Origin of the sequence: Pseudorhodoferax aquiterrae (genome assembly GCF_014652235.1) — a bacterium.
Taxonomy (GTDB): domain Bacteria; phylum Pseudomonadota; class Gammaproteobacteria; order Burkholderiales; family Burkholderiaceae_C; genus Pseudorhodoferax; species Pseudorhodoferax aquiterrae.
This window is the reverse complement of record NZ_BMYK01000016.1, coordinates 43,447-64,147: the sequence shown is the minus strand read 5'-3', so window position 1 is coordinate 64,147 and position 20,701 is coordinate 43,447. Positions and strand designations below refer to the sequence as shown.

Below are 20,701 nucleotides of genomic sequence, written 5' to 3'. Positions count from 1 at the left end.
CCCGTTCAGCCGCCTGGTGCCGGTTCGGCGGCCACGCCGCCGACCAGGTCCTCGTACCAGAGGAAGGCATCGCAGCTGCCGGCCCAGTGGCGGTTGGTGTTGGGCCGCGTGCCCACGCCCACCAGCCGGCGGCCGGCCGCGTGGACCTTCTGCGCCAGCGGCAGGAAGTCGCTGTCGCCGCCCACCACCACCACGGTGCGGATGTGCGGGAAGCGCCCGAGGTCCTCCAGCACGTCCAGGCTGAGCCGGATGTCGGCGCCGTTCTTGGCCGCGCCGCCGGGCGGGAACATCTGCACCAAGTCCATGCCGGCCTGCATCAGCGCGTCGCGGTAGCGGCTGAAGAACTGCCAGTTGCAGTAGGCGCGGTGGATGGCCAGCGGGCCCTGCGTGGTGGCCGCAGCGGTGACGGCCGCCACGTCCACGAGCGGCTCCTGCAGCTTGAAGCGCACGTCGGGTTTGGCATAGTGGCCTTCGCCCGCGCGGGCCTCGACCAGGCCGGCGTGCAGGTTCTCGAAATCCCAGTACAGGGCGACGCAGGGCGGTTCATGGGAATGCGGCATGGGCCGCGATCGTAGCCGCGGCCTCAAAGCCATTGGCGCGTGACGCCATTGGTCCAGCCGAAGCCGTCCTGCAGCGGGTACTCGCCGCCGCTGCCGCCCTGGGCCTCGGGATGGGCCCGCAGCGCGTACTTCTCGACCAGCCGGTGCTCGCGGCCGTACACCGCTTGCACGGTGCGCAGCCAGCGCGTGCGGATCTCGCCGGCCAGTGCGTCCAGGCCGTAGGCGGCCAGGCCTTCGACGGCGATCCATTGCAGCGGCGCCCAGCCGTTGGGCCGGTCCCATTGCTCGGCGCTGCATTGCTCGGTCGTGGCCAGGCCGCCTGGCACGAGCAGGCGGCGCGCCAGCGTGTCGGCCAGCCGGCGCGCCTGCGCGGCACTGGCCGTGCGCGTGAACAGCGGTGTGGCGGTGGCGGCATTGAGGGCCGGGCGCGGCCGCTGCGCGGGCCAGTCCAGGTCGAGCCAGGCGCCTGCGTCCTCGTTCCAGAGCCAGCGGTCCATGGCCGCGTGGCGCGCGTCGGCCAGGGCCTGGTGCCCGCGCGCCGTGGCGTGGTCGCCGGCCTGCGCGGCCAGGTGGGCGATGCGGCTTTCCAGCTTGTGCAGCAGCGCATTGAGGTCCACCGGCAGGATGCGTGTGGTGCGGATGCTGGCCAGGGCCTGCAGCCGGTCGCTGCCGGGCGCCGGGGCGTCCAGCCAGCGGCTGCTGAAGTCCCAGCCCGACTCGGCGGCGGCGCGCAGGTCGCGGAACACCTCGGCCGCCGGCCGCTGCGGCGCCGCCGCGGCGGTGGCCACGTCCTCGCGCCAGGCCTCCTCGCGCGGCTGGTCGCGGTCGTCCCAGTAGCGGTTGAGCAGCGTGCCATCGGCCAGCCGCACCACGCGCCGGTGGGCCTGGCCCGGGGCCAGCCGGTCGGCGCCGTCCATCCAGAAGGCGTGTTCGCGCAGCAGCTGGGGCAGGTAGCGCAGCGCGCCCTGGCCGCCGCAGCCCTCGCAGAGCTCGGCCATGCAGGCGAACAGCGGCGGCTGCGAGCGGCTCAGGTAGTAGGTGCGCGTGCCGTTGGGCACATGGCCGAAGCGCTCGATCAGGTAGGCGAAGTTGTCGGTCATCGCATGCAGCAGCTGCGTGCGGCCGCTGGCCGCCAGGCCCAGCATGGTGAAGTACGAATCCCAGTAGTACATCTCGACGAAGCGCCCGCCCGGCACCACGTAGGGATGCGGCAGCGCCAGCAGCGAGCCGCGGTGCGGGTGCCGGTCGGGGTGGCGCGTCAGCGCGTCCCACAGTGCGTCGATGTGGCCGCGCAGGTCCTGCGCCGGCGCGCCGGCATGGCTGGCCAGCGCCGGCCGCTGGGGCTCGAAATGCGCGGCCACGAAGGCGGCGAGGTCGAAGCCCGGCGCCGTGCAGTCTCGGCGGTAGGCCGCGAGGATCTGTTCGGGCGCACCGCGCGGCGCGCAGTCGGGAAAGGTCTTGCTGTCGGCGAACACACCTGCGCGCTGCACCGCCTCGAAGAGTTCCGCGTAGCGGTCGGCCGGTGTCAGCGTGTCCGGCGGCGGGTGGCGTTGGGCCGCGGCGTGGCGTGTGGCGGGCTCGGTGTGGATGCCGCGGGGGGCGGGCGGTGCGGGGTGCATGGACGCGCCGATCTTGCCCGCTTCGGCCGCCGCACGCTGTCGGTCAACGCCGATCGCGCGAGAGCAGCACGATGCCGGCCAGCACCACCAGCGTGCCCGCGATCTGGATCGGCGCCAGCCACTGGCCCAGCACGGCCCAGCCGATGAACAGCGTGGCGATGGGCTCCACGTTCATCATGGGCGCGTTGCGCGCCATGTCCAGCCGCGGCACCGTCACGAACAGCAGCGTGAAGCCCGTGGTGTAGAGCAGCATCAGCACCACCAGGCCGGCCCAGCCCTGGCTGTGCTGGGGCCAGGCCATGCCGCCAGGAATGGCGCCGGCCGCGCCGGCGATGGCCAGGCTGCAGCAGACCGTGAGCATGGTGTAGAAGCTGCGCACCGTGCCCGGCAGCGCGGCGAGCTTGCGGTCGGTGACCCACAGCGCGCAGGCGAACACCGAGGCCGCCGTCAGCGCGAAGGCCACGCCGGCGCCCCAGGCGATGCCGCCCGTGCCGGTGCGCGCCTCCTCCAGGCGCGCCGGCACGTTCAGCGCGAGCAGCAGGCCCAGCAGCACCACGCCCATGACCGCGCAGGCGCGCCGCGTCGGCGGCTGGCCGCCGCTGGCCCAGTTCAGCAGCGCCAGCAGCACCGGGAAGGTATTGCCCAGCAGCAGCGCCAACGCCACCGGGATGCGCGCCACAGCCGAGTACAGGCACAGGCTCTGCACGGCGATCAACAAGCCCAGCAGCAGCTGCCAGCGGCGCGTGGCGGCCGGCAACGCCAGCCGCTCATGCCGCACCAGCACCAGCGTGCCGAGCACCAGCAGCGCGGTGCCGGCGCGGCACAGCACGGCCGTCAGCACGCCGGCGCCGTCGTCGAACGCGAGCCGCGCGGCCACGTGGTTGCCGGCGAAGCAGCAGGCGATGGCCGACAGCAGCAGCAGGGCGGTCGGGCGGGGAAGCAGTGCGGGTGCGGGCATGGGGCGCGGATTGTGCCCCCTGGTCAGTCCGGAATCAGCCGCTTGCCCAGGGGCACGGCCTCGTCCACCGCATAGCCCAGGCGGCGGTAGAAGGCCAGCACGGCGCTGTTGCTCGAGCGCACGAGCAGGCTGATCTTGGGGCAGCCGCGCGCGCGCAGCGCCTGCTCGACGTGCTGCATCAGCGCGGCGCCATGGCCCTGGCCCCGCAGTTCGGGCGCTACGGCCAGGTAGTTGACCCAGCCGCGGTGGCCCTCGTAGCCGGCCATCACGCTGGCGACGATGCGGGCGTCGCGTTCGCCGACCAGGAACAGCTCGCGCTGCACCGTGAGCTTGCGCGCGATGTCCTTGTGCGGGTCGTTCCAGGGGCGGGTCAGGCCGCAGGCCTGCCAGAGCGCGACGACGGCGGCCTCGTCGGCCTCCAGGTAGGGACGGATCTGCATGGCGCTCAGTGTCCAGTGGTCTGCGCTGCGCCGAACACCGGCGCGGGTTGGCCGTCGATGGCCACGTCGATGCAGGCCGGCAGCCCGCTGGCCTGGGCCTGGCGCAGGGCGGTGGCGAGGTCCGCTTCCGCGTGCACCGCAGCGCCGAAGCCGCCCAGCGCCTGCGCCACCGCGTGGTAGCGCGCGCTTTCGGCCAGCTGGCAGCCGACCAGGCGCTGCGGCCCGTAGTTGCGCAGCTGGATCTGGTGCTCGGTGTTCCAGCGCAGGTCGTTGCCGATGACGGCAATCACGGGCGCGGCCTCGCGCACGGCCGTGTCCAGCTCCATGAGGTGAAAGCCCGCCGTGCCGTCGCCCATCAGCACGACCACCGTGGCCTCGGGCCGCGCGATCTTGGCCGCGATGGCCTGGGGCAGCCCGCCGCCGATGGCGCCCGCCACGCCGTTGACGATGCGCACCGGGGCCTGGCAGAAGGCCTGCGCCCACTGGCCGAACTCGCCGCCATCGCAGACCACGATGGGCGCGTGCGCGCTGGCCAGGAACTGCTGCACCTGCTCGCACAGCGCGCGCGAGCCCATGCGGCCGGGCGCCACGGGCGCCGGCTTGGGCTGGCTGCGCGTTTGCAGCGCGGTGGCCACGGTGCGCCGCCAGTCGCTGCGGTCGGGCGGGGGCATGGCGCGGGCGATGGCCGCGTCCAGCGCCGCGCCGCTCTCGCAGACGCAGGCCAGGGCCAGCCGGTCGCCGAGCTGTCGGCGCGCACGTGCGACCAGCGCTGGGTCCGGGTCCAGCACGACGACGCGGGCCTGCGGCCCGAACACGCTGCTGCGGCCGAAGCCCAGCGTGAAGTCCAGCGGCTTGCCGGCCAGCACCAGCAGGTCGGCGCCGGCCAGGCATTCGGCGGCCGCGCCCAGCGAAGGATCGCGCAGGCCGCGCGGGCTCTCCAGACATAGCAGCGGGGTGGCCAGGGCCTCGCTGCGTGCCTGCCAGGCGGCGCGCTGGTGCACGCGGGCCGCGCTGGGGCCGGCCAGCAGCAGCGGGCGCTGTGCCTGGGCCAGCAGCGCGGCCAGCGTGTCGGTGGTGGCGCCGTCCGCGGCCGGTGCGGCCGCGGCCGCGGGCAGGGGCGGCAGGTCGGCCAGGCCCGTCCTGGCCGTCAGCAGGTCGAACGGCAGCGCCAGATGCACCGGGCCGCGGCGCGGCGCCAGCGCCTGCGCCATGGCGGTGTCGATGGCGCCGGCCAGCTCGTCCAGCGTGCGCACGCGGCGGGCCGCCTTGGTGACGGGCCGGGTCATGCCGGCCTGGTCGAGTTCCTGGAACGCGCCCAGGCCGTCCTCGGCCAGCGGCGTGTCGCCGGACAGCAGCAGCACCGGGCTTTCGGCGTGCAGCGCCGACATCAGCGGCGCCAGGCCGTTGGCCAGGCCCGGGCCGGCCGTCAGCAGGGCGACGCCGACATGGCCCGTGACCTGGGCCCAGGCGTCGGCCATGGCCACGGCCGCGGCCTCGTGGCGCACGTGGACGATGCGGAGGCCGGCGTCCAGGCAGGCGTCGTAGACCGGCATGATCTGGTTGCCGGGCAGGCTGAAGACGGTGGTGACGCCCTGGCGCGCGAGCGCGCGGACGATGAGCTGGGCTCCGAGCATGGGGACCTTGTGGGAGGGCGCGGCAGCGGGCCGCGGGGAGGGCTTTCTACCCCAATCCGGCGTCCGGCCTGCCGGCCGCAGCCGCCAGGGTGCGCCGCGCGCCGCACGGCGTCACAGCCGCTGGCAGAACTCCACCAGGTGCTCGCGGAACCAGCGGTGCCCGGTGTCCTGCTCGGCGTTGCGGTGCCACAGCAGGTAGACCGGGAACTGCGGCGTGCGCAGCGGCACCGCATGCGCCTTGAGCCGGAAATGGTCGGCGTAGAGCTGGCCCATGCGGCGCGGCAGCGTGCAGACCAGGTCGCTGGTCTGCACCAGCAGCGGCATCGACAGGAAGTGCGGCACCGTCACCGCGATGTGGCGCGACAGCCCGCGCTTGGCCAGCGCCAGGTCGATCATGGGGCGCGAATGGCCCTGGTGCGCCAGCACCACGTGGCGCAGCGCGAGGTAGGTCTCCAGGCCCAGGCGTTCGCCCACCAGCGGGTGGTCGCGCCGGGCCAGCGTGAGCAGGCTCTCGGTCAGCACGCAGCTGCTGAGCACCGCGGGGTCCTGTGGGGCGAAGTAGTCGAGCGCGAGGTCCACCGTGCCTTCGCGCAGCTCGGCCTGCAGCTGCGCGCCGGGCTCGGGCCGGATGCGGATGCGGATGCCGGGTGCGACCTGCCCCAGCCAGTCGATGAAGCGCGGCAGCACCACGGTCTCGCCGTAGTCCTCGGCCGCCACGACGAACTCGCGTTCGGCGTGTGCGTAGTCGAAGTCGTCGCCGCCGCGCAGCCCGCGCTCGAGCAGGGCCAGCGCCTGGCGGATCGGTTCGGCCAGCGTCTTGGCGCGCGGCGTCGGCGCCATGCCCTGGGCGCTGCGCTCGAACAGCGCGTCGCCCAGGCGCTCGCGCAGGCGCGCCAGTGCGTTGCTGACCGTGGGCTGCGACAGGTGCAGTTTGAAGGCGGCGCGCGAGATGCTGCGCTCGGTATAGACCGCGTCGAACACCAGCAGCAGGTTCAGGTCCAGCGTGCGCAGGTTCATGCGTCTCCTCTATTTGGAATCTGAATATTCTGCATTTGCTATCAAAAGTTGTCGAATAGTCGCGCCGTTTTGAGAATGGGGCGAACGGACCAAGGTGCGCCGGCCGCGACCGGCCGCTGAACCTTCCACTCCCACCAGAGGACGCAATCGATGCTCCAAGACGTTGCCATCGTCGGCTATGGCCGCACGCCCTACAGCCGCGCCAAACCCGGCGAGACGCTCTACACGGTCGACGAATACATCGCCTGGGCGGCCGACCTGGCGCTGCAACAGGCCGGCCTGTCCAAGAACGACTTCGACGGCCAGGGCCTGGGCGTGGCCCATGCCGAGACCGCGCACACGGTGAACTGGTCGGCCGCGACGGCCGAGAACCTGGGGCTGAGCCCGCAGATCCTGCTGCGCGCGGACCAGGGCGGCGCCTCGGCGGCGGCCATGCTGGTGCGCGCGGCCGGCATGATCCGCGCCGGCATCGTCGACCGCGTGCTCGTGGTGGGGGCCGACACGCCGCTGAACATCCCGTCCGCGGCGCCGGGGCTGCCGCTGTCGCCCGAGCGCACGCGCGGCGTCTACTGGGATTTCCAGGGGCCCTTCGGCGTGATGGGCGCCACCGCGCAGTTCGCGCTGGTGCTCACCCGCTACATGCACCAGTTCCCGGGCCTGCGTTTCGAGACGCTGGGCAAGATCGCCGCGAGCAACCGCTTCCACGCCTCGCTGCACGAGGGCGCGATCTACCGCCAGCCCTTCAGCGTGGACGACTACATGGCCTCGCGCATGCTGTCCGACCCGATCCGCCTGCTCGACTGCGTCCCCATCGTCAACGGCGGCCTGGCCTATGTGGTCACCTCGGGCGCCACCGCGCGCAGCCTGACCGACCGGCCGGTGTGGCTGCGCGGCTTCGGCGAAGCCAACAACTACTACCAAGGGCCGCGCGCGCTGCCCGACATCACCACCACGGGCTTCGCCGTCGCCGGCCCGGCAGCGCTGGCGATGGCTGGCGTCGCGCATGCCGACATCGACTTCTTCCAGCCCTACGACGACTACCCCTTCATCTCGATGCTGACGGTGGAGGACTGGGGCTTTTGCAGGAAGGGCGAGGGCGCGCGCTTCATCGAGGAGCGTGACCTGCGCTTCGACGGCGACTTCCCGCTCTCCACCGACGGCGGCCAGCTCTCGGGCGGCCAGCCCGGCGGGGCCATCGGCGGCTTCATGCCACTGGTCGAGGCGGTGGCGCAGCTGCGCGGCGAAGCCGGCGCGCGCCAGGTGAAGAACGCGCGCATCGGCGCGGCCTGCGGCTTCGGCGGCATCCCCTATGGACGCCCCGGCCGCAGCTGCGTGTCCATCGTCCTGTCCAACGAATGAGCTCCACCATGTCCGACGCCAGCTTGCACAAGCCGCTGCCCACGCTCACCGACCAGACCCGCCCGTTCTGGACCGCCGCCAGGGAGGGGCGCCTGGTGCTGCAGAAATGCGGGCGCTGCGCCACCTTCAACTTCCATCCCAAACCCTGGTGCATCGAATGCGGCGCGCGCGAACTGCAGTGGGCCGACGCGCGCCCCACCGGCACCGTCTACGCGCACACCGTGTCGCGCTCGGTGGCCATGAACTACCCCGGCTGGCAGGCCGACCTGCCGATCGTGCTGTGCCTGATCGACCTGGACGATGGTGCGCGGCTGTACGCCCAGCTGACCGATTGCAGGCCCGAGGACGTGCGCGTCGGCATGCGGGTCGGGGTGCACTTCGAGGCCATCTCAGAAGAGGCCGGCATTCCCAAGTTCCATCCGCTATGACGCGCACGGACGAACCCGACCGCCAGACCCTGCGCCGCGCCGCCATGCAGGGCGTGGCCTTCGACTGGCAGGACCCGCTGTGCCTGGATGCGCTGCTCAGCGCGGAGGAGCGCATGGTGCGCGACAGCGCACGCGCCTATGCGCAAGAGCGGCTCATGCCGCGCATCCTGATGGCGCACCGCCACGAAGAGTTCGACCTGGACGTCATGCGCGAGATGGGCGAGCTGGGTTTCCTGGGCGCGACCATCGAGGGCTTCGGCTGCGCCGGCATCAGCTATGTGGGCTATGGCCTGATCGCCCGCGAGTTCGAGCGCGTGGACACGGCCTTCCGCTCGGCGCTGGGCGTACAGAGCACGCTGTCGATGATGCCCATCTACCTGTTCGGCAGCCAGGCCCAGCGCGAGCGCTACCTGCCGGCCATGGCCAGGGCCGAGCGACTCGGCTGCTTCGGCTTGACCGAGCCCGACCACGGTTCGGACCCTGGCTCCATGGGGGCGCGCGCACGCCAGGTCGCAGGCGGCTGGCGCCTGTCGGGCACCAAGACCTGGATCACGCATGCGCCCATCGCCGACCTCATGGTGGTCTGGGCCAAGGACGACGAAGACGAGGTGCGCGGCTTCATCCTGGAGCGCGGCATGCAGGGCCTGGCCACCAGCAAGATCGAGGGCAAGTTCTCCGTGCGCGCCTCGCCCACCGGGCAGATCCTGATGGACGAGGTGTTCGTGCCCGAGGCGCAGCGCCTGCCCGGTGCCCAGGGCATCGGCGCGCCGTTCGCGTGCCTGAACAACGCGCGCTTCGGCATCTGCTGGGGCGCCATGGGCGCGGCCGAGTTCTGCTGGCATGCGGCGCGGCAGTACGCGCTGGACCGCCGGCAGTTCGGCCGGCCGCTGGCGGCCAACCAGCTGGTGCAGAAGAAGCTGGCCGACATGCAGACCGAGATCGCACTGGGGCTGCACGCCTGCCTGCAGCTCAGCCGCCTGCGCGACGCGGGCCGCGCCAGCCCGGAGATGGTCTCGCTCATGAAGCGCAACTGCGCCGGCAAGGCGCTGGAGATCGCGCGGCAGGCGCGCGACATCCATGGCGGCAACGGCATCTCCGACGGCTACCACGTGATCCGCCACGTGCTGAACATGGAAACCGTCAACACGCTGGAAGGCACCAACGACATCCACGCGCTGGTCCTCGGCCGCGCCCAGACCGGCATCTCGGCATTCGCATGAACCCCACCGACACCTCCCCCCGCGCTCAGGCCATCGCGCGCCTGCTGCACCCGCGCAGCATCGCCGTGGTCGGCGCCTCGGCCGACCTGGCCAAGGTCAACGGCCGCCCGCTCAAGCACCTGATCGACAAGGGCTTTCGCGGGCGCATCCTGCCGGTCAATCCCAAGTACCGCGAGATCGCCGGCCTGGCCTGCCTGCCCGACATCGCCAGCCTGCCCGAAGCTGTGGACCTGGCCATCGTCGCCGTGCCGGCCAGCGAGGTCGTGGACAGCATCGCGGCGCTGGGCGCGCGCGGCGTGCCCGCCGCCGTGGTGTTCAGCTCGGGCTTCGGCGAGATGGGCGCGGCCGGCCGCGCGCTGGAACAGCGCCTGGCCGACACGGCCCGGCGCGCCGGCGTGCTGCTGTGCGGCCCCAACTGCCTGGGCTTCATCAACGCGTTCGACAGCGTCTACGCCACCTTCAGCCAGTACGCCGACGGCGAGACCGGGCCGGGGCCGATCGCCTTCGTCACGCAGTCCGGCGCCTTCGGCACGGCCATCGCGGCGCTGGTGCGCCAGCGCGGCCTGGGGCTGGGCTACTTCATCAACACCGGCAACGAGGCCGACCTGCAGTTCGCCGAACTGATGCTGGCCGTGGTGGAGGATCCGCGCATCCGCGTGGCGGCCGGCTACCTGGAAGGCCTGAGCGATGGCGAGGGCCTGATGCGGCTGGCGCAGCGCTGCCGCGAACTGGGCAAGCCGCTGGTGCTGACCAAGGTCGGGCGCATGTCCAGCGGCGCCCGTGCAGCGGCTTCGCACACCGGCGCGCTGGCCGTGGAGGATGCGGTGTTCGATGCCGTGGTCCGCCAGCACGGCGTGCTGCGCGCGCGCAACGAGGAGCAGATGCTGGACATGCTGGAGGCGCTGGCGCAGCCGCGCGCCTGCGCCGGCTTCGGCCTGGGCATCGCCACGCAGTCCGGCGGTGCCGGCGTGATGATGGCCGACCGGGCCGAGGAGATGGGCCTGGCCGTGCCCGAACTGGGCGCCGCCACGCAGCAGCGCCTGGCCCGGGTGATGCCGGCCTTCGGCGCGGCCGGCAACCCGGTGGACGTGACGGGCCAGTTCGTCGCCCGGCCCGAGCTGCTGCGCGAAGCGGTGGTCACGCTGCTGGACGATCCACAGGTGCACGTGGGCATCGTCTGGCTGCAGCTCATGACGGCGCATGTGGACAAGCTGGTCGGCATCTTCGAGGAGATCCAGGCGCGCACCACCAAGCCCTTCTTCGTCTGCTGGGTGGCCGCGCCGGCGGCGGCGCTGCAGCGCTTGCGGGCGCTGGGCATCGTGGTGTATGGCGCGGGCGAGCGCGCGGTGGAGGCCGCCGCGGCGCTGGCGCGGCACCACGCCGGCCTGCGCAGTCCGCCGCCCGGCGCAGGGCTGGCCGCCATGGCCGCGCCCGCCGGGGCGGCCGAGCTGGAGGGCATGGTGCCGAGCGTGCAGGCCACGGCCTGGCTGCAGGCGGCCGGCCTGCCCATGGCCCCGGTGGTGCTCGCGCCCGATGCCGACGCCGCCGTGGCCGCCTGGCGCCGCTTCGGCGGGCCGGTGGCGTTGAAGATCGAATCGCCCGACATCGCCCACAAGACCGAGGTCGGCGGCGTGCTGCTGCGGCTCGACGACGAGGACGCCGTGCGCGCCGCCGTCGCCACGCTGCGGGCCAATGCCGCGCGCCATGCGCCGCACGCGCGCATCGACGGTGTCCTGGTGCAGCCCATGGCGGCCGGCCATGTCGAACTGGTGGTCGGCGTGCAGCGCGACCCGGTGTTCGGCATGGTGGTCATGGTGGGCAGCGGCGGCGTGCTGGTCGAGGTGCTCAAGGACGTGGCGTTCCGCCGCGCGCCGTTCGGCCCCGACGAGGGCATGGCCATGTTGGCCGAACTGCGCATGGGCGCGCTGCTGGACGGCGTGCGCGGCCAGCCGGCCGTGGACCGCCGCGCCATTGCCGGGCTGCTGGCCGATCTGTCGCGCTGGGCCGCGGCCACGCCCCGGCTGGCCGAGCTGGACCTCAATCCTGTGCGCGTCGGAGCCGAGGGGCCGGTCGCCGTCGACTGCGTGATGGTGCTGCGCGACCCGCCCGCCTGAGTTTCGCCCGCGCCCGGCCTGCGGCGCATCCCACGACCAACAAGCAAGGAGACAAGACCATGCACACGCGTTCATTCCTGCGGTGCCGGGCGCGGCGGCTGCTCGGCGCCGGCCTGCTGCTGCTGGCCCGCCTGGCAGCGGCCCAGGGCGGCTACCCCGACCGCGCCATCACCGTGGTGGCGCCCTACAGCGCCGGCGGCGACGCCGACCTGGCAGCGCGGACCTTCGCGGCCGCCGCCACGCGCGCGCTGGGCCAGCCGGTGGTGGTGCTGAACAAGGTCGGCGCCAGCGGCGTGATCGGCTCGGCCCAGGTCATCGCCGCGCCGCCGGACGGCTACACGCTGTTGCTCGCACGCACGGGTTCGCAAGCCATCCTGCCGGCCATCATGCCGACCTCCACCCGGTACAAGTGGGACGACTACACCTTCATCGGCACGCTGGAGCTCAATCCCTACGGCTGCGTCGTCAACGCCAGATCGCCCTACAAGACCTTCGGCGAACTGGTGCAGGGCATGAAGACGCGCGGCAAGGCGCTCAACTACGGCACGGCCGGCGTGCTGACCACCAACGACATGGGGCCGCGCCAGCTGTTCCGCCTGCTCAAGCTCACGGAGCAGACGCCGACCCAAATTCCCTACAAGGGCACCGGCGAGGCCGTGACCTCGCTGCTGGCCGGCCAGACGGAGTTCTCGTGCGGCAGCCTGGGCTCGTTCCTGGCCCACATCCGGGCCGGAAGCCTGCGCGCGCTGATGGTCACCTCGGCCGAGCGCATGGCCGAGCTGCCCGAGGTGCCGACCGCGCGTGAACTGGGCTACGAGGCCATGGAAGGCATCGTCGGATGGAGCGCGGTGCTGGCACCGCCCGGCCTGCCCTCGGACGTGCGCACGCGCCTGGTGGCTGCCATGCAGACCATCGCCAAGGATCCGCAATGGCGCGCGGCAACTGCGCAGACCGCCTCCGTTCCCTCCGTGAAGTCGCCCGAGGAGACGCGCGAGTTCGTGCGCCAGCAGTACGAGTTGTACCGGTCGCTGGGGGAGACGCTGGGCGTCACCGACGCCAAGATGTAGCCGCTCGCGGCAGCGGTGCAGAGGGGCAGGGGCGTTTACAAATTGTTTCGAGGGCCGCTGCATCCGGCCAGGCGCCTCGCCCGTAGTGGCAGCACCTTCAACAAGCCGGAGCCTCCCGTATGACCTCTTCGACCCTGACCCACCGCGCAGCCCTGGGCGCTGCCTTGTCCGCCACCGTGCTGCTGGCCGCCTGCGGCGCCATGCCGGGCGCCGGCGGCATGGGTTTCTCGCAGGCCAGCCTGCCCGCCAGCATCCAGGTGCCCGCCGGCAACCGCGTGGCCCTGGAAACCGTGGGCAAGGGAGAGATCCTGTACGAATGCCGCGACAAGGCCAACATGCCGGGCCAGACGGAATGGACCTTCGTCGGCCCCGAGGCCCGCCTCATGGACCGCAGTGGCAAGCAGGTGGGCCGCTACTACGGCCCGCCGGCGACCTGGGAGGCGAGCGACGGGTCCAAGCTCACCGCCACGCAGCTGGCCGTCGCGCCGTCGGGGCCGTCCAGCCTGCCCTACCAGCTCGTCAAGGCGAACCCGGCCATGGGCAGCGGGGCGATGAGCGGCGTGACCTACATCCAGCGCGTGGCGCTGCAGGGCGGCGTGGCCCCGGCCAGCATGCCGTGCACCATGGCCAGCAAGGGCCAGCGCGTGACGGTGCCCTACCAGGCCGACTACATCTTCTGGAAGGCCTCCTGACCCCAGCGGCCTGGTTCAGAACCCGGCCTGAAGGAACAGCTGCGGGCCGTTCATGCGGTACTTGATCTCGCCCGAGAAATTGCGCGCATCGGCGTCCACGCGCAGGTCGTGGTAGCGCCAGCCCAGGCCCAGTCCCACATGGGGCGTGAGCCTGTACATCGCGTTGGCCTGCAGGTTCACGAGGCGGCCGTCGTAGTCGCCGATGTGCAGCTTGAACAGGTCGACGCGCCCACTCAGCTCCCAGCGCCCGGCGCCGGGCCGCCAGCTGCCGTACACGCCCACCGTGGGCGCGGGCACGGTCTCCGAGCGCCGTTCGGTGAAGGCACCCACGGCCTGGCCGTTGACGATGGCGGCTCCCTGCACGCGCAGCAGGGCGTCGGTCACATGCGCGCCGAGCAGCACGCCGGCCTCGCGGTCCGGCTGCTTGAGGAAGGAGTAGCCCGCGCTGAGCCGGTAGGTCTGCGTGCGCATGCGCGTGTCGATGTCGGCCACGAACTGGCCGTCGCCGAAGCGGATGCCATCGGTCGTGGCGCTGCCGCTGCGGTCCAGCGAGAAGTACTCGAACTCGGCGCGCCAGCGCTCCGACAGCCGCCCGCCCAGCAGCACGGCCGGCACGGTCTTGCGGCGCGCCAGGCCGAAGTCGGTCTCGCCGTCCAGTGGCGTGCCCTGCAGCACGCTGTCGGTCTCGTCCAGCCGCACGCGCGAATCCATGTTGGGCCGGAAGGCCGAGACCTGCAGCCACACGCGTTGGTCCTGCGCGACCGTCAGGCCCTGGGCCAGCGCCCCGCTGCTGCAGGCCAACGCGGCCGCCGCCGCAAGACCCTGGGTGGGAAGCCGCCGACTGCTGCGCATGGTCTGCCTTTCTGTGCGTGGAATGTGCGCAACTTGCGGCGCATTTGCGCATGATCATGTGCAAATTCGGGGCGGTGACATGGCCAGCCGCCTGTGTCGCCGTCGGCCTGCAAGCCGCCGGCCTGTGCGCTGTGGCCTACACCGGCACCGTGGATTGCTTGAGCACGCGCAGCACGAAGTGCGACTTGCTGTGCCGAATGCCGGGGATCTTGTAGAGCTTCTCGCGCAACAGCCGTTCGTAGTCGCGCGTGTCGCGCACGGCGATGCGGATGTAGTAGTCGTAGTCGCCCGAGACCAGGTAGGCCTCCAGGATCTCGGGGATGGTCGCCAGCACCTGGCCGAAGGCGTAGAGCGTGTCCTCGGTGTGGCTCTCCAGCGTGAGCTGCACGATCACGGTGTCCTGGTAGCCCAGGCTGGCCGGGTCCACCTCCACCGTGTAGCGCTTGATCACGCCCTCGTCCTGCAGCCGCTTGATGCGGCTCCAGCAACTGGTGGGCGACAGGCCCACCTCGGCACCGATCTCCTGCAGCGTGCGGCGCGCGTCCTGCAGCAGGATGCGCAGGATGGCAAGATCGGTCTTGTCGAAGATTTTTCCGTCGGACACCTAATTCTCCGGATGAAATTCGGAGTTCAAGGCATGAACTTCGAAGAATCGGAAGCCTATTCTGCGCCATCGCCGAAAAAATGGAGGGCATGAAAACCTCCGACGTCCTCGATGCCCTGCCCGCCACCGTCTCCCCGGTGGCGCCCGCCGCTCCGCGCAACGGCGCCCAGGCGCTGCTGCACGCCCTGATCGAAGGCGGCGTCGACACGCTGTTCGGCTACCCCGGCGGTGCCGCGCTGCCGCTCTACGACGCGCTGCACGGCGAGCCGCGGCTGCGCCACATCCTCGTGCGCCACGAGCAGGCCGCCGTGCACGCGGCCGAGGGCTATGCGCGCAGCACGGGCAAGGTTGGCGTGGTGCTGGTCACCTCCGGCCCCGGCGTGGGCAACACCATCACGGGCCTGCTGGACGCGATGAGCGATTCCGTCCCCGTGCTGTGCATCAGCGGCCAGGTGGCCACGGCCGTGATCGGCACCCAGGCCTTCCAGGAAAGCGATGCGCTGGGCATGTCGCGGCCCGTGACCAAGTGGAACTTCCAGCCGCGCAGCGCGGCCCAGGTGCCCGACGCGGTGCGACGCGCGCTCAGCATCGCCGCCAGCGGCCGGCCCGGCCCGGTGCTGCTCGACGTGCCCAAGGACGTGCAGCTCGCGCCCGTGGGCCAGCCCGTGGTGGCGCGGCCGCTGCGCGCCGCGCCCGGTGGCAGCCTGCCGCGCGGCAGCCTGCAGCGCGCGGCCGACCTGATCTCCACCGCGCGCCGGCCCGTGTTCTACGGCGGCGGCGGCCTCGTCAACGCGGGCCCGGCGGCTTGCGCGGCCTTCGCGCAACTGGTGCGCCAGGTCGGCGGGCCCTGCACGCTCACGCTGATGGGGCTGGGCGCGTTCCCGGCGTCCGATCCCGCTTTCGTCGGCATGCTGGGCATGCACGGCACGCTGGAAGCCAACCTGGCCATGCACGAGGCCGACCTCGTCATCAACGTGGGCGCGCGCTTCGACGACCGCGTGACCGGCAAGCTCGACGAGTTCTGCCCGCACGCGCGCAAGATCCACATCGACATCGACCCCAGCGCCATCCACCGCACCGTGCAGGTCGACGTGCCCATCGTCGGCGACTGCGGCGCCGTGCTCGATGCGCTGCTGGCCCTGCCCGAGCTGCGCGGCCTGGACCCGGCGCGGCTGGCGCCCTGGTGGCAGCGCGTGGAGCGCTGGCGTGCCCAGCGCTGCCTGGACTTCGCGCCGCAGGCCGAGGCCATCCTGCCGCAGCAGCTCATGGCCAGCCTGCAGGCGCAGATCGCCGGACGCGAGGCCATCGTCTCCACCGACGTGGGCCAGCACCAGATGTGGGCCGCGCAGTACCTGCGCTTCGAGCGGCCGCGGCGCTGGCTGACCTCGGGCGGCGCCGGCACCATGGGCTACGGCCTGCCGGCCGCGATCGGCGCGCAGGTGGCGCACCCGGACGCGCTGGTCGTCTGCGTGAGCGGCGACGCCTCGGTGCTCATGAACATCCAGGAGCTGTCCACGGCCGTGCAGCACGCCACGCCCGTCAAGCTCGTGCTGTCCAACAACGGCTACATGGGCATGGTGCGGCAGTGGCAGGAGCTGATCCACGGCAACCGGTTGTCGCACAGCTGGAACGCGGCGCTGCCCGACTTCGTGGCGCTGGCCAAGGCCTTCGGCTGGGGCGCGCGGCGCGTGTCCGACCCGGCCGAGCTCGACGCGGCACTCACCGAATGCCTGGCCTGGGATGGACCGTTCTTCCTCGACGTGCAGGTCGCGGCGCAGGAGAACTGCTTCCCGATGATGCCGGCCGGCGCGGGCCACCACCGCGTGATGCTGGGCAAGGACCGGTGGTATGTGGACGAGGGGGGCGACGCAGCCTGAGCTTCGGCGCGTGTCGATCCTGGCACGCCTGCTTCGTCGAGAGGACATCCGCAGCCTGTAGATTCCGGCGATGTCTTCTGCTACCTCTGCCACGCGCGCCACGGCGCGCGAATGGACCGGCCTGGCCGTGCTGGCTCTGCCCTGCCTGGTCTACGCCATGGACCTCACCGTGCTGAACCTCGCGCTGCCCGTGCTGAGCCGCGAGCTGCAACCCTCCAGCGCCCAGCTGCTCTGGATCCTGGACATCTACGGCTTCTTCGTCGCGGGCTTCCTGATCACCATGGGCACGCTGGGCGACCGCATCGGCCGGCGCCGCTTGCTGCTGCTGGGCGCGGCCTTCTTCGCGGGCGCCTCGGCACTGGCGGCCCTGGCCCATACGGCCGAGCTGCTGGTCGCGGCGCGCGCGCTGCTGGGCCTGGCCGGCGCCACGATCGCGCCCTCGACCATGGCGCTGATCCGCAACATGTTCCACGACGCCGGACAGCGCCAGTTCGCGATCGGCATCTGGATCGCCGCCTTCTCGCTGGGCAGCGCCATCGGCCCGCTGGTGGGCGGCGTGCTGCTGGAGTTCTTCCACTGGGGTTCGGTGTTCTGGCTCAACGTGCCCGTGATGGCGCTGACGCTGGTGCTGGGCCCGCGCCTGCTGCCCGAGTACCGCGACCCGCAGGCGGGCCGGCTCGACCTGGCCAGCGTGGTGCTGTCGCTGGCGGCCGTGCTGCTCACGATCTACGGCCTCAAGCAGCTCGCCGAGCATGGCTCCGCCCTGGCGTCCTGGGCCACCACGCTGCTGGGCCTGGCCGTGGGTGCGCTGTTCCTGCGCCGCCAGGGCCGCATCGCCTACCCGCTGCTGGACCTGCGGCTGTTCCGGCATGCGCCGTTCTGCGCCGCACTGGCAGCCTATGGGCTGACCTGCCTGGCGATGTTCGGCGTCTACATTTTCATGACGCAGTACCTGCAGCTGGTGCTGGAGCTCACGCCGCTTGCGGCCGGCATCGCCACGCTGCCCTGGGCGCTGTCCTTCGTCGTGGGTTCGCTGGCGGCGCCGCGGCTGGCGGCGCGCTGGCCGCGGGCCCGTGTGATCGTCGTGGGCCTGGTCGCTGCGGCGCTGGGTTTCGGCCTGCTCGCGGCCGGGCAGGGCCTGTGGACACTGGTGCCGGCCACCGTCGTCATGGCGCTGGGCATGGCGCCGGTGTTCACGATCGGCAACGAGATCATCATCACCACGGCGCCGCCCGAGCGCGCGGGTGCGGCCTCGGCGCTGTCGGAGACGGCCTCGGAATTCAGCGGCGCGCTCGGCATCGCGCTGCTGGGCAGTGCCGGCATGGTGGTCTACCGCCATGGGCTGGGCGCCGGCTGGCCGGCCGGCCTGGAGCGGGAGTTGCTGCCGGCCGCCGGTGCTTCCCTGGGCGGCGCCGTGCACCTGGCCGAGGGCCTGCCCGCGGCCACCGCGGCGGCGCTGCTGCAGACGGCGCACGCTAGCTTCACCAATGCCTTGCAGGCCATCGCGCTGGCCGGCGCGGTGATGGTGGCCGGCGCCGCCTGGCTGGTCGCGCGCATGCTGCGCGGCGTGGACCTCTCGGCTGCGCCGCAGCACTGAGAACGTGTGAACGAACCGCTCACACCCACGCGAGGCCCCGATGAGCAGCCGTTTCCATCATGTTCGTTGCGCTCGGGGCCTCGCCCTTCGGGCCGGGGCGCGCCAGGCCGCATGCGGGCGTTGCGGTCCTTGCCCGGGCACGAGCCCGGGCGGCGGCCCGCGCCTACGCCTGCGGCCCGCCGCGCCCCGTCGTGGGCGCGATCGGTTCATTCACCCGTTCTGAGCGCCTGACCTACACCTCCTCGCTGCGCACGAAGGACTCCAGGCCCTTGACCATGCGCGCGAGTTGCGGGCCGATCTCCTGCTCCAGCAGTTCGCGCGGGAACTTGCTGGCCTGACCGCCCGCGTTGAGCGTGACGACGCGGCCGTCGGGCTGGCGGATGGCCGCGGCCACGCCGGCGATGTCGCTCTGCCAGTCGCGCACCACCACCGTGAAGCCGCGCGCCTGCCAGTGCGCACAGCCGGCCGCGATGGCCTCGCGCACCTGGGGCCAGCGTTCGCCCTCGGCCTGGCGGATCTCGGCCAGCAGGCGCTCGCGCTCGCGGGGCTCCATGACGGCCAGCAGCGCGTGGCCCATGGCGGTGTCGGCGATCGGGATGCGCGAGCCGATGTCCAACCCGAGCGAGAGCGGGGCGCCCGAGCGGCAGTTCTCCAGGTACAGCACCGACAGGCCGTGCCGGATGCCCAGCGACACCGAGATGTCGTAGCGCTCTGCCAGGTCCTGCATGTAGGGCCGCGCGATGCGCCGCAGCTTGAGGTTGGAGACCATGGTGATGCCCAGCGCGGCCGTGCTGTCGCCCAGCGCGTACTTGCCGCTTTCGCGCGAGTGCCGCAGGTAGCCCTGCACGCACAGCGTGTAGGCCAGGCGCACCACGGTGGGCTTGGGCAGGCCGGTGCGCGCGGCGATCTCGCTGTTGCTGAGCCACTTCTCGTCGACCTGGAACGCGGCCAGCACGTCCAGGCCGCGCGCCAGCGCGGTCACGAAGCGGCGGCTGTCCGCTCCCTCGTCGAAATCGATCTGGCTGGTCCTTCCCATGGCGGCCTTGGATTAATTCTGCTATGCGGAATTATTCGAGTGGCCTTGCCGAATCCTGTGTCATGGATTTCCCTAGGTAATCGCTTTCCATACGAGGTGGATACTGAAATTCTCCTGTTTTGACCGGTCGAGAATAATTCCGCTGAGAGAAACACGGCCCATAACCACCCCAAGGAGATGAACCCCGTGACTGTCTTTGCCCTGCGCGGCCGCCTGGTCGCCACCCTGTCCGTTCTTGGCGCCCTGGCGCTCACCGCCTGCGGAGGCGGCGACGACGGCCCGCCGGAGCCGGAGGAAACGCGGGCGCAGGACAGCCGGCAGTTCACCGTGGACGAAACCCGCCTGCCGTTCGCCGCCCTGGCCGGCGCACCGGAGACCGACCGCTGGTGGGGCGTGCTGGACGGCGCCGGCTACCGCGTGGAGGTGCCCAGGAACTGGAATGGCATGCTGGTCATGTACGCCCACGGCTATGGCGGCACGGGCGCGGCCCTCAGCGTGAGCGACGCGCCCATCCGCGCGCACCTGATCGCCAAGGGCTATGCCTGGGCCGCGTCCAGCTTCTCCAAGAACTACTACGACGTGCGCGCCGGCATCGAAGACACCAACGCGCTGGCGCTGGCATTCCAGCGCATCGGCGCGCAGAACGGCCGCACGCTGGCCGCGCCGACGCGGACCTACATCATCGGCACCTCCATGGGCGGCCACATCGCGGCCGCGGCCGTCGACGCCGAGGCCCTGGAGACCGCCAACCACAAGCTGCGCTACCACGGCGCCGTGCCCATGTGCGGTGTGCTCGGCGACACCGAGCTCTACAACTACTTCGGCGCCTCGCAGATCGCCGCCCAACAGCTCGCCGGCGTGCCCGTCACGGCCTGGCCGGTGGCCAACTGGAGCACGCTGGCGCCCCAGGTGCGCTCGGCGCTGTTCACGAGCTTCCCGGGCGCCACGACGCCGCTGGGCGACCAGTACAAGGAGATCGTCAAGCAGCTCACCGGCGGCGAGCGGCCGATGTTCAACGAAGGCTTCGCCGGCAGCATGAACGCCACCGTCTGGGGCACCTTCGGCCGCGACGGCACCATCAACGGCATCCTGAACAAGGACGGCTACGACACCACCGGCATCGTCTACCAGTTCGACAACGACCCGGCGCAGACCGCGGCCGAGGCCGCCTTCAACCAGGCCGCCTACCGGCTCAAGGCCGACCCGGAAGCCAACCGCCTGCGCCGCGACGGCCTGCGCTGGTTCCCCAAGACGAATGCGCGCATCAGCGTGCCGGTCGTGACCATCCACACGCTGGGCGACGTCTACGTGCCGTTCAGCATGGAGCAGATCTACAAGCGCCGTGCCGTGGCGCAGGGCACCGACCAATGGCTGGTGCAGCGTGCCATCCGCGGCGTGAGCCATTGCGACTTCACGCTGGACGAGCAGACCGCCGCCTTCGATGCGATGACGAACTGGGAGCAGAACGGCGTCAAGCCCGCAGGCGACGAGGTGCTCGACCGCGCCACCGTGGCCGACCCGGCCTACGGCTGCAAGTTCTCCTCGCCCACGCGCACACCCAACAGCTGCCCGGCCAGCTGAGCCTTTCCCCAACGGCCCGGCCTGCACCGGGCCATGTTTCCCTGGA

Annotated in this window: 18 protein-coding genes; 9 read left to right on the top strand and 9 right to left on the bottom strand. The window is 72.0% G+C overall.

The features are described from left to right. Nucleotides 1-5: 5 nt before the first annotated feature. From IE209_RS21495 to IE209_RS21470, 6 genes are all read right to left on the bottom strand, one after another. Nucleotides 6-560: an NYN domain-containing protein gene (locus IE209_RS21495; protein ID WP_189688956.1), complete on the bottom strand. Its 555-nt coding sequence runs from the start codon at nucleotides 558-560 to the stop codon at nucleotides 6-8. 23 nt (nucleotides 561-583) lie between these two features. Continuing rightward, nucleotides 584-2,179, bottom strand: coding sequence for an alpha,alpha-trehalase TreF (treF, locus tag IE209_RS21490; protein ID WP_189688955.1), 1,596 nt, complete (start codon nucleotides 2,177-2,179; stop codon nucleotides 584-586). A gap of 43 nt (nucleotides 2,180-2,222) precedes the next feature. Beyond that, nucleotides 2,223-3,137, bottom strand: a complete 915-nt coding sequence (locus tag IE209_RS21485) for an EamA family transporter (protein ID WP_189688954.1) — start codon at nucleotides 3,135-3,137, stop codon at nucleotides 2,223-2,225. A 23-nt stretch (nucleotides 3,138-3,160) separates the two neighbouring features. After that, nucleotides 3,161-3,577 carry a GNAT family acetyltransferase gene (locus tag IE209_RS21480; protein WP_189688953.1) on the bottom strand — a complete coding sequence of 139 codons (417 nt, stop codon included), beginning with the start codon at nucleotides 3,575-3,577 and terminating at the stop codon, nucleotides 3,161-3,163. Between the two features lie 5 nt (nucleotides 3,578-3,582). Next, entirely contained in the window at nucleotides 3,583-5,211 is a 1,629-nt protein-coding gene (locus IE209_RS21475) for a thiamine pyrophosphate-binding protein (RefSeq protein WP_189688952.1), read from the bottom strand. Nucleotides 5,212-5,322: 111 nt separating this feature from the next. Further along, nucleotides 5,323-6,228: a LysR family transcriptional regulator gene (locus IE209_RS21470; protein ID WP_189688951.1), complete on the bottom strand. Its 906-nt coding sequence runs from the start codon at nucleotides 6,226-6,228 to the stop codon at nucleotides 5,323-5,325. A gap of 150 nt (nucleotides 6,229-6,378) precedes the next feature. Here IE209_RS21470 and IE209_RS21465 point away from each other — a divergent pair, with 150 nt between their 5' ends. From IE209_RS21465 to IE209_RS21440, 6 genes are all read left to right on the top strand, one after another. After that, complete coding sequence (locus tag IE209_RS21465) at nucleotides 6,379-7,587, top strand: thiolase family protein (RefSeq protein WP_189688950.1); 1,209 nt, start codon at nucleotides 6,379-6,381, stop codon at nucleotides 7,585-7,587. 8 nt (nucleotides 7,588-7,595) lie between these two features. Continuing rightward, entirely contained in the window at nucleotides 7,596-8,015 is a 420-nt protein-coding gene (locus IE209_RS21460; protein WP_189688949.1) for a Zn-ribbon domain-containing OB-fold protein, read from the top strand. Nucleotides 8,016-8,059: 44 nt separating this feature from the next. Further along, on the top strand, nucleotides 8,060-9,235 hold the full coding sequence (locus IE209_RS21455; RefSeq protein ID WP_189689023.1) for an acyl-CoA dehydrogenase: 1,176 nt from the start codon (nucleotides 8,060-8,062) through the stop codon (nucleotides 9,233-9,235). After that, nucleotides 9,232-11,349 carry an acetate--CoA ligase family protein gene (locus tag IE209_RS21450; protein WP_189688948.1) on the top strand — a complete coding sequence of 706 codons (2,118 nt, stop codon included), beginning with the start codon at nucleotides 9,232-9,234 and terminating at the stop codon, nucleotides 11,347-11,349. Before IE209_RS21455 ends, IE209_RS21450 begins: the two co-directional genes overlap by 4 nt. 59 nt (nucleotides 11,350-11,408) lie before the next feature. Continuing rightward, a complete protein-coding gene (locus IE209_RS21445; protein ID WP_189688947.1) occupies nucleotides 11,409-12,416 on the top strand; it encodes a tripartite tricarboxylate transporter substrate binding protein in 1,008 nt (335 codons plus the stop codon). A gap of 119 nt (nucleotides 12,417-12,535) precedes the next feature. Continuing rightward, entirely contained in the window at nucleotides 12,536-13,108 is a 573-nt protein-coding gene (locus IE209_RS21440) for a DUF3455 domain-containing protein (RefSeq protein WP_189688946.1), read from the top strand. Between the two features lie 15 nt (nucleotides 13,109-13,123). On the opposite strand, the gene IE209_RS21435 is transcribed toward IE209_RS21440, so the two are convergent. Together IE209_RS21435 and IE209_RS21430 are read right to left on the bottom strand one after the other, a co-directional pair. Beyond that, on the bottom strand, nucleotides 13,124-13,960 hold the full coding sequence (locus IE209_RS21435) for a hypothetical protein (RefSeq protein WP_189688945.1): 837 nt from the start codon (nucleotides 13,958-13,960) through the stop codon (nucleotides 13,124-13,126). Between the two features lie 136 nt (nucleotides 13,961-14,096). Then, nucleotides 14,097-14,564, bottom strand: a complete 468-nt coding sequence (locus IE209_RS21430) for an Lrp/AsnC family transcriptional regulator (RefSeq protein ID WP_189688944.1) — start codon at nucleotides 14,562-14,564, stop codon at nucleotides 14,097-14,099. Nucleotides 14,565-14,653: 89 nt separating this feature from the next. On the opposite strand from IE209_RS21430, the gene ilvB reads away from it, so the two are divergent. Continuing rightward, the gene (ilvB, locus tag IE209_RS21425; RefSeq protein ID WP_189688943.1) at nucleotides 14,654-16,441 is read left to right on the top strand and encodes a biosynthetic-type acetolactate synthase large subunit; all 1,788 of its coding nucleotides are present in this window, start codon (nucleotides 14,654-14,656) and stop codon (nucleotides 16,439-16,441) included. A 70-nt stretch (nucleotides 16,442-16,511) separates the two neighbouring features. Beyond that, nucleotides 16,512-18,038, top strand: a complete 1,527-nt coding sequence (locus IE209_RS21420) for an MFS transporter (RefSeq protein ID WP_189688942.1) — start codon at nucleotides 16,512-16,514, stop codon at nucleotides 18,036-18,038. Between the two features lie 232 nt (nucleotides 18,039-18,270). Here IE209_RS21420 and IE209_RS21415 read toward each other — a convergent pair whose 3' ends face one another. Beyond that, nucleotides 18,271-19,074 (bottom strand): IclR family transcriptional regulator, encoded by an 804-nt coding sequence (locus IE209_RS21415; RefSeq protein WP_189688941.1) that lies wholly within the window; start codon nucleotides 19,072-19,074, stop codon nucleotides 18,271-18,273. A 186-nt stretch (nucleotides 19,075-19,260) separates the two neighbouring features. Between IE209_RS21415 and IE209_RS21410 the strand changes: the two genes are divergently transcribed. Next, nucleotides 19,261-20,655, top strand: coding sequence for an alpha/beta hydrolase (locus tag IE209_RS21410; RefSeq protein WP_373305395.1), 1,395 nt, complete (start codon nucleotides 19,261-19,263; stop codon nucleotides 20,653-20,655). The last annotated feature ends 46 nt before the right edge of the window (nucleotides 20,656-20,701 follow it).